General features: G+C 62.9%; 9 protein-coding genes. 7 read left to right on the plus strand and 2 right to left on the minus strand.

Annotated features, from left to right (window positions below):
- Positions 1–325 precede the first annotated feature (325 nt).
- The 4 genes from GSQ89_RS03870 to GSQ89_RS40000 are packed head-to-tail and all read left to right on the plus strand — an operon-like array spanning position 326 to position 2,946.
- Positions 326–1,678, plus strand: coding sequence for a radical SAM protein (locus GSQ89_RS03870; RefSeq protein ID WP_158922227.1), 1,353 nt, complete (start codon positions 326–328; stop codon positions 1,676–1,678).
- 33 nt (positions 1,679–1,711) lie between these two features.
- Positions 1,712–2,506, plus strand: a complete 795-nt coding sequence (locus tag GSQ89_RS03875) for a glycosyltransferase family 2 protein (RefSeq protein WP_158922229.1) — start codon at positions 1,712–1,714, stop codon at positions 2,504–2,506.
- 12 nt (positions 2,507–2,518) lie between these two features.
- Positions 2,519–2,800 (plus strand): GxxExxY protein, encoded by a 282-nt coding sequence (locus GSQ89_RS38355; protein WP_216856000.1) that lies wholly within the window; start codon positions 2,519–2,521, stop codon positions 2,798–2,800.
- Positions 2,737–2,946, plus strand: a complete 210-nt coding sequence (locus GSQ89_RS40000; RefSeq protein WP_216855999.1) for a GxxExxY protein — start codon at positions 2,737–2,739, stop codon at positions 2,944–2,946. The genes GSQ89_RS38355 and GSQ89_RS40000 overlap by 64 nt, the downstream gene beginning before the upstream one ends.
- Positions 2,947–3,260: 314 nt before the next feature.
- Here the strand turns inward: GSQ89_RS40000 and GSQ89_RS03885 are convergent, their stop codons facing one another.
- Together GSQ89_RS03885 and GSQ89_RS03890 are read right to left on the minus strand one after the other, a co-directional pair.
- Positions 3,261–4,340, minus strand: a complete 1,080-nt coding sequence (locus GSQ89_RS03885) for a hypothetical protein (RefSeq protein ID WP_158922231.1) — start codon at positions 4,338–4,340, stop codon at positions 3,261–3,263.
- A 424-nt stretch (positions 4,341–4,764) separates the two neighbouring features.
- Positions 4,765–5,352 carry a helix-turn-helix domain-containing protein gene (locus GSQ89_RS03890; RefSeq protein ID WP_158922233.1) on the minus strand — a complete coding sequence of 196 codons (588 nt, stop codon included), beginning with the start codon at positions 5,350–5,352 and terminating at the stop codon, positions 4,765–4,767.
- A gap of 286 nt (positions 5,353–5,638) precedes the next feature.
- Between GSQ89_RS03890 and GSQ89_RS03895 the strand changes: the two genes are divergently transcribed.
- The 3 genes from GSQ89_RS03895 to GSQ89_RS03905 are packed head-to-tail and all read left to right on the plus strand — an operon-like array spanning position 5,639 to position 7,899.
- The gene (locus tag GSQ89_RS03895) at positions 5,639–6,328 is read left to right on the plus strand and encodes a haloacid dehalogenase type II (RefSeq protein ID WP_158922235.1); all 690 of its coding nucleotides are present in this window, start codon (positions 5,639–5,641) and stop codon (positions 6,326–6,328) included.
- Between the two features lie 15 nt (positions 6,329–6,343).
- Positions 6,344–7,033 (plus strand): alpha/beta fold hydrolase, encoded by a 690-nt coding sequence (locus GSQ89_RS03900; RefSeq protein ID WP_158922237.1) that lies wholly within the window; start codon positions 6,344–6,346, stop codon positions 7,031–7,033.
- Between the two features lie 11 nt (positions 7,034–7,044).
- Positions 7,045–7,899: an alpha/beta fold hydrolase gene (locus GSQ89_RS03905; RefSeq protein WP_158922239.1), complete on the plus strand. Its 855-nt coding sequence runs from the start codon at positions 7,045–7,047 to the stop codon at positions 7,897–7,899.
- Positions 7,900–7,962: the final 63 nt, after the last annotated feature.

A 7,962-nucleotide genomic window follows, 5' to 3' on the forward strand; every position in this document is an offset into this window, starting at 1 on the left:
GTGCCCGGACAGGGTGTCCTGATATGAGACAGTTTGATACCGTATCATATCAAGAAACGTGCCAGACAACCGTGGGCGTGTCCCGGCCATCCGCGCACCGGCCGACGAAGCGCGAAAACCGCACTACCCCACCCCCCGTGTCATGGCCCGGCACCCTCTCCCTGTCCCGGGCACCGCCCTCTCCCGTCATGGCGGGCGCAGGCCCGCCACCCACGACTTCGCCGCGTTCCGCACGGAAAACCGCGCGTCACAGCCCCCCAATCAACACTTTCTGTAGCCCCCCGACGTGTCTATGATCCCCGCCAGACCCGTGAAGGCCCGTTCCATGAAAGTGCTGTTCAGCAATCCCCCCTGGTGGACCGACACAGGCACCGGCACCGACGCCCGAGGCAAACAGGTCCCCATGTTCGGCGCCGGCGTCCGCGCCGGGTCGCGCTGGCCCTTCACCCAATACATCACGTCCCCGCCCGACAAATTCGCCTTCGGGAACTACCTGCCGTACCCGTTCTTCATGGGCTACGCCACCACCTACGCCGCCCGCGAAACCGGCGCCGAGGTGGTCTTCCGCGACAGCATCGCCCTACGGGAATCCTACTCGCAATACGAAGCCTTCCTCCAAGCCGGCCAGTTCGACTTCATCGTCATCGAATCCGCCTCCCCAAGCTGGGAGCACGACAGCACCCTCATCAAGCGCATCCACAAGCTGCTGCCGTCCTGCCGGATCGTCGTCACCGGCCCGATCACCTCCCAAAGCACCAAGATTCTCCGGGACCTGCCGGTCCACGCCTGCGTCCGCGGCGAATACGAAAAAGGCGTCGTCAAGGTCCTGAACGGCGCCAGCGGCCTGATCGACTTCGACCTGCTGACGCTGGAAGAAATGAACGCCGCCCCGTTCCCATACTACGACCCGACCTACGCCCATCGTTACTGGGACGCCAACCCCCGCGGCATGATCCCGCCCCAGGCCCAGGTCTGGAGCAGCCGGGGCTGCCCGTACAAGTGCATCTTCTGCGTCTGGCCCGCGACGATGACCGGCAACGATCCGGACGGCACCCAGAAGCGCAGCGTCCGCCACTACAAACCCGACTATATGGAAGCCTTTCTGACCGAGCTGACGGCGAAATACCGCTACCGGACAATCTATTTCGACGACGACACCTTCAACCTCGGCGACAAGCACGTGGAACGCATGTGCGCCGTCATGCGCAAAATCAACATCCCCTGGTCCGCGATGTGCCGAGCCGACACCATCCGCATGGAACTGTGGCAGGAAATGAAGGACAGCGGCTGTTTCGGCGTCAAGATCGGCTTCGAGAGCGGCAACCAGGAAGTCGTCGACACCATCGTCAACAAGCGCCTGGACCTGGAATACGCCCGCCAGGCGGTGGCCGAGATCAAGCGCACCGGCATGACCGTCCACGGCACCTTCACCTACGGACTGCCCGGCGAGACCGCCACCCAGATGTTCGACACCAAGCGCTACATCAGCACCCTCGGCCTCGACACGCTGCAGGAATCGGGCACCGCCGAAATCGAGGGCACGCCGCTTCACACGCTGCGCAATTCCCGCTCCCTGGCAAAATATTCCGGTGCCAAACTGGACGACGAATACGCCCCCGAACTGGATGGCCGCGTCAAATACGATCGGCTTGCCGCGCTGCTGCGAACGACCCCATAACACCGCGTACGACGGGGCTGGAGTCAAAGCACGATGCAGGGTTTCCTGCGCACCTACGCCGATATCGACTTGCAGCAGCCTATGGACGCGGCGGTGGTCATCCCCACCGTGCTGCGGCCGACCCTGGCCCCGGCTTTGCGCGGCATTTTCGCCCAGAACTTTCCCGGCCGTATCCACATCCTGATCGGCATCGACAACATCCGCGGCGACCTGGCGATGATCGACGCCGTCTGCGCTGAACGCCCGCCGCATTGCGCAGTTCAGGTGTTCTGGCCGGGCTATTCCACCTCCACCCGCCATGGCGGCCTGACCCCACCCGGTGACGGCGGCGCCTTGCGCGCCATGCTGACCTACCTCGCGAACTCGCCCTATGTCGCCTATCTCGACGACGACAATTGGTGGGATACGCAGCATCTGTACCAGTTACGCCGAGCCATGGACGACGCCGAGTGGGCATTCGCCCTACGCTGGTTCGTCCACCCCGAAACCCGCCGACCGGTCTGCGTCGACATCTGGGAATCCGTCGGCCCCGGCCAGGGCATTTTCAACGAGCATTTCGGCGGGTTCGTCGACCCGAGCTGCCTGATGATCAACAAGGTGGCGTGCCCGCTGGCACCGCATCACTGGAATTTCCCCCTCGAAAAGGACCCGATGTCAGCGGATCGCAACGTTTTCGCGTTCCTGAAGCTGCGGCACAAGCCGCGCGGCACCGGCCAACCCACCGTGTTCTACACGCTGAACATCAATGACGGGCTGCACAAGGTGCGGCTGAGGTTGATGGGCGCGGCCTACGACGAAGCTGGAAAGACCCTGCCGACCGAGACCTGACAAGACCGCCGCATGAAGCACCAGCTTGAGACCTTCGCGCGCCCTTCAGGCGTCGGCACGGACGCCAAGGTAGGTTTGTTAAGGCGGATTAGCGGGATGAAGGTGGATGAAGGGGATTTGCGGTTTTGGGTGCCGGTCACCGAACGGATCATCAGGTGTGCGTTTCGGGTTGCCAATGCGCTCGGTCATGGGTTCGTTGAAAAGGTTTCCGAAATGCCCTTGCTCATGAGATGCGAAAGTGTGGGCTCGGCGTCGTGCAGCATCGGGGGGCCGTCGCCTTTTACGACGACGTGATTGTCGGTGAATATACCGTCGATCTGATTGTTGAGGACCAGGTCATCGTCGAACCCCGTGGTGGTCCGCGCGCTGAGCGACGTCCATCTCCCGCAATGCCGAAACGACTTGCAGGTGGCGGGCTAACCCCTATGCCTGCTGATTAACTTCGGCCAACCCAAAGGCGAAATTCGCCGCATCACCACCGGGGCCTGATCGCAAAACAATCCCCTGCATCCCCCCCTTATCCCGCTAATCCGCCTTATAAAAAGAAAAGCCATGACCGTGGCTCCCACGGGCCGGGTTTCATTCATGGCGGGTCGGACCGACCGGTGGAAACTAGTACCAATCGCGTACAGACTTAATTCGTCATGGCTCGGCGAAGTCCGAACCGTCTGGTTCAGCACCTTACCGCGGCAGATGGCCCGGACTGACTTGCCGGGCCATGACGAGGCTGATCTGTCAACGTCAATGGCCGTTGCTACTGCGCCCGATGCTCGACATGCTTGTCGATCCAGTCGAACACCAGATCGGCGATCTGCAGATTGTTCTTATCCAGCATGAACATGTGCGTGTTGCCGTGAATCCCCATCTCGGGAAGGTGCATGAACGTGACGTCGCCACCCGCCTTGGTCAGGTTCGCGGCGAAATCGCGGCATTGTTGCATCGACGTCGTCCAGCGCGATCCGAACGGCTCCGGCGCGTCAGCGTGATGGTCGGCGAATACGATCAGCAGCGGGATCTTGGCCAGGGTTGCAAGTTGCTGGTCGGTGAAGGTCGTTGCGCAGGCATAGCCTGATTCCAGGCTGATCATGCCCTTGACCCCCGACGCGTCGAGCAGCGCCGCACGCTCCGGAAACATGAAGGATTCCGAATGCCCCATCACCACCGCGCCGTCGATCTTCTTCGACAGCGCGGCGACGTCGGCATAACTCGGATTGTCGGCGGGCAGCCCGGCATTCAGGTCGGGGATCCACATCTTGTAGAATTCGTCGACCGCGCTCACCGGAAACTGTGTATCTGCAAAGGGCACGCCGAACTTCGGCCCGATCCTGAACCACGTCCAGGCGAATTCATGGCCGATGACCAGGATCGGCGACGCGTCCTTCGCTGCGGCCTCACCGAGCTTAACCTTGTTATACCCGGTTGCATCGAAGCCGGACCGTGCTCGGCCGGCCTGATCGACCAGGTACACCGGACGTCCGCTGCGCAGGAAATACGCGCTCCATCCCATCCGCCCGTCAGGTGTCGTCTCCCAGGCCTGGGCGCTCAGGCCGCCGCCATGGATCATCACCACCGGCAGATGCGTGGCCTTTGCCGGGATCTGATATTGCACATACATCTGCCCGGTCGTGACCGTGCCTTCGCGCGTCACCTCCGGACCGGTGGTCAGCCCGCTCAGCCCCGTCGCATGATGCGCCGTCCCGCCGATGAAGAAACTGCCCTCGGATTGCAGAACCAGCGGCCCTTGCGTGTCGACCGGCTCCGCCGCAAGGCATCCCACGGCCGAGGCAAAAGCGAACGCACAAACAATCGCCGAGCGGAGAAGCATTGAGCACATTTTGTCGTTTCCCCTACCAGAATGCCGGCTCGTTCTGGCCGACCCGGCGCTTTCATTCGGTCGCGCTCTGATATCCGGAAACTTCACCACGCGCCCGCCCCATGGTCAACGCCGACCCGGCGGGGCCCACCCAACGGTTTCTGTAGCGCAACACCAACCGCCGTCGATGCCGCCTCTTGATTCGTCTCTTGATTCGTCATGGCCCGGCGAAGTCCGGGCCATCTGCCCCAGTAAGATGCCGCCCCAAACGGCTCGGACGTCGCTGGCCCAAGACCAAGCCGATGTGTCAACGTCAACCGCCGCTAGTATAAGACAACCAAAGTCATCGCGGTCCCACGCTCTTCAGCGCAATATCGACCCGGTGCCCTCAAGCAATGGACGCCTGCAACAAGGCATGCGCGCCAGGCTATACGACCCCCCGTACCTAACTCTCCACCGGCTTCTTCCGCACCGACGACCTCTCGCGAGCCACAGCGATCACGGCCGTCGCCGGTTGGGTTCCGATCCGCCGCATCTGATGGGCAACGTGCCCGGGAAAATAGGCGCAGTCGCCCGTCTCCAGCACGTAGCTTCGATCCGGCGTCCGCATTTCCACCGTGCCGGACAAGACAAGGAACATTTCCTCCCCGTCATGCTGCTGCCCGTTGCCCACCGGTCCGGTGCCCACCTGGAACAGAAACGCCTCCATGACGCTGCCCTTCGGCGTCAGCAACTCGAAGCTATAGGTGTCGGGATCTTCCGCCGAACGCATCCGTCCGGCCGCGCGACTGATCCGCACCGTCTCGTCCGTCGTCTGCTCACCGAACAGCAGGCCGACGGGCACCTCCAAGGCTGCCGACAGCCGCAGCACAGTCTCGACCGAGGGCCGCTTCGTGCCCCGCTCCAGCCGCGACAGGAAACCCTTATCCAGCCCCGCGGCGGCAGCGAGCGTCTCGACGGTGAAGCCCTTTTCCAGGCGGATATGCCGTAGGCGCGGGCCGATCGTCGGGCTCATCTTCTCAGGCAGCGGCAATCTTGTCTCCTCGCAACCAGGGAAACACGCGTGGAACGGTTTCCGCAACCCGACCCTGGCCATCGTTGTCCCATGGATGTTCACGAACACGGGAGATGTCCAAAAGTCAACGAATCTTGCCACCCATGGCCCTTGCGCATGGACAACTTGTTGTCCTACAGACATCCGCATAACGAGATTGCCGCTGGGGCAGGGCAGGCGTGCCAGCCCCCCAAACCCTGAAGATGGCCTGCCCCCCAACAGCGGGGCGGTTCGGCTGCGTCACATCGAACCGGAGATTAGTGTCGTGTCAGACCTTCCCCTCATCGTCTTCGACGTCAACGAAACCCTTCTCGATCTCGAAACAATGGCGCCGACCTTTGAACGCATCTTCGACGACAAGGCGGCCATGCGGCTGTGGTTCGCGAACCTCATCATGTATTCCGCCGCCCTGACCGTGGCGGGACAATACGTGCCATTCACCGATATCGGCGCCGCCGTGATGAAGATGCTGGCGGATACAAGAGGCATCAAAATCAAGGACAGCGACAAGGACGAACTCCGGGAAAAGTTCTCCACCATGCCCGCGCACCCCGAGGTCCCCGCCGCCCTGCGCAAGCTGCGCGCCGCCGGTTTCCGTCTCTTCACCCTGACCGACAATCTGCTGGAGGTCCAAACCCGCCAACTGGAACACGCCGGCATCGTCGACTTGTTCGAGCGCCGTTTCAGCGCCGACGGCGTGAAACACCACAAGCCATCCCCCGAAGCCTACGGTTACGCCATGAAAGAACTCGGCCTGCCGCCATCCCGCTTCTGCATGATCGCCTGCCATACCTGGGATACGCTCGGTGCCGTCGCCGCCGGATGGGAAGCCGCCCTGATCCGCCGGATCGGCAACGATGTCCTGGGGGTCGGCCCCCAGCCGCACGTCATCGGCTACGATCTCAACGACGTCGCCGACCAACTGATCGCCCGCCACGCGTCGAAAAACCGATAGGGCAGGGGTGGGAACATGCCGGATCCTACGATCGTCCTCGCCCACGGAGCCTGGGCCGACGGTTCAAGCTGGGCAAAGGTCATCCTCGGCTTGCGCGCCGCGGGGATCAATTCGGTCGCCGCACCGCTACCCCTTACATCCCTGACCGACGATATCGCCGCCCTCGACCGCGTTATCGCTCGTGTCAACGGCCCCGTCATCCTGGTCGGACACGCCTACGCCGGCGCCGTGATCGCCGGATCGCATTCGGAGCAGGTGAAGGCGCTCGTCTACATCACCGCGCTGGCCCCCGACGAAGGCGAAACCGTCGCCGACGTCTTCTATCGTTCGGAACCCCATCCATCGGCACCGAAACTGGCCCCCGATGCCGACGGCCTGATCTGGCTGCCGCAAGACGTCTTTGCCACGGCCTTCGCACCGCATGCGACAGCCGAGGAACAAGCCGTCCTCTTCGCCGTCCAGCACCCCATCGCGCTACCCTGCATCGGCACGAAGGCCGGACGGCCACTATGGAAAGACCGGCCAACCTGGTTTCTGCTCGCCGAATCCGACCACATGATCGTCCCCGAGGCACAACGATTCATGGCCGAACGGATGCAGGCCCAAATCCGCCCGCACGCGGTGGATCACATACCGTCCGTCACCGCCCCCCACGTGGTGGTGCACATCATCCGCGAGGCCGCGCGCGCCGTCGCCGCTCACTGAAGGAAAGCATCATGAGTCAAACCAAATATCGCACCGCGGACGTCGATGGACTCCAGGTCTTCTACCGCGAGGCAGGGGCACCCGACGCCCCCGCGCTGCTTCTGCTCCACGGTTTCCCCAGCGCCGGCCACATGTTCCGCGACCTGATCCCCTTATTGTCCGATCGTTACCATATCATCGCACCCGACCTGCCCGGGTTCGGCCAGTCCGGCATGCCGCCGCGCACGACATTCACCTATTCGTTCGAGCACATCGCGAATGTCATCGATCGGTTCACCGAAATCGTCGGCCTCACCCGCTTCGCCATCTACGTCTTCGATTACGGTGCCCCAACGGGTTTCCGCATCGCCCTGAAGCACCCGGACCGCATCACCGCGATCATTTCGCAAAACGGCAACGCCTATCAGGAAGGCCTGAGCGAAGGCTGGAAACCTATCCAAACCTACTGGCAGGACCCGTCAGCGGCCAATCGCGAAGCCCTGCGCGGCTTCCTGGCCCCGGAGACGACGCACTGGCAGTACACAAACGGCGTCACCGACCCGGCATCCGTTTCGCCCGACGGACAGTCTCTCGACAATTTCTACCTGGCGCGACCCGGCGCCGACGAGGTCCAGCTCGACCTGCTAGGCGATTACAAAAGCAACGTTGCCCTCTATCCAGCCTTCCAAAATTACTTCCGCACTCACAAGCCGCCGTTGCTCGCGATCTGGGGCAAGAACGATCCCTTCTTCCTGCCCCCCGGCGCCGAGGCCTTCAAGCGCGACAATCCAGCCGCGATCGTCCGCTTCCTGGACACCGGCCATTTCGCCCTGGAAACACACGCCCAGGAAATCGCCACGGCAATCCGAGAATTCCTCCCCAACTGAACCGACGGCACCCACCCCCCGTCATGGCGGGCGCAGGCCCGCCATCCACGCCCTAACCACCGC

Origin of the sequence: Acidisphaera sp. S103, from assembly GCF_009765975.1 — a bacterium.
Taxonomy (GTDB): Bacteria; Pseudomonadota; Alphaproteobacteria; order Acetobacterales; family Acetobacteraceae; genus Rhodopila.

Excerpts from the sequence above, each read along its gene's own strand:
- GSQ89_RS03870 (WP_158922227.1), top strand. The coding sequence starts at position 326 with ATGAAAGTGCTGTTCAGCAATCCCCCCTGGTGGACCGACACAGGCACC.
- GSQ89_RS03875 (WP_158922229.1), top strand. The coding sequence starts at position 1,712 with ATGCAGGGTTTCCTGCGCACCTACGCCGATATCGACTTGCAGCAGCCT.
- GSQ89_RS38355 (WP_216856000.1), top strand. The coding sequence starts at position 2,519 with ATGAAGCACCAGCTTGAGACCTTCGCGCGCCCTTCAGGCGTCGGCACG.
- GSQ89_RS40000 (WP_216855999.1), top strand. The coding sequence starts at position 2,737 with ATGCGAAAGTGTGGGCTCGGCGTCGTGCAGCATCGGGGGGCCGTCGCC.
- GSQ89_RS03885 (WP_158922231.1), bottom strand. The coding sequence starts at position 4,340 with ATGTGCTCAATGCTTCTCCGCTCGGCGATTGTTTGTGCGTTCGCTTTT.
- GSQ89_RS03900 (WP_158922237.1), top strand. The coding sequence starts at position 6,344 with ATGCCGGATCCTACGATCGTCCTCGCCCACGGAGCCTGGGCCGACGGT.
- GSQ89_RS03905 (WP_158922239.1), top strand. The coding sequence starts at position 7,045 with ATGAGTCAAACCAAATATCGCACCGCGGACGTCGATGGACTCCAGGTC.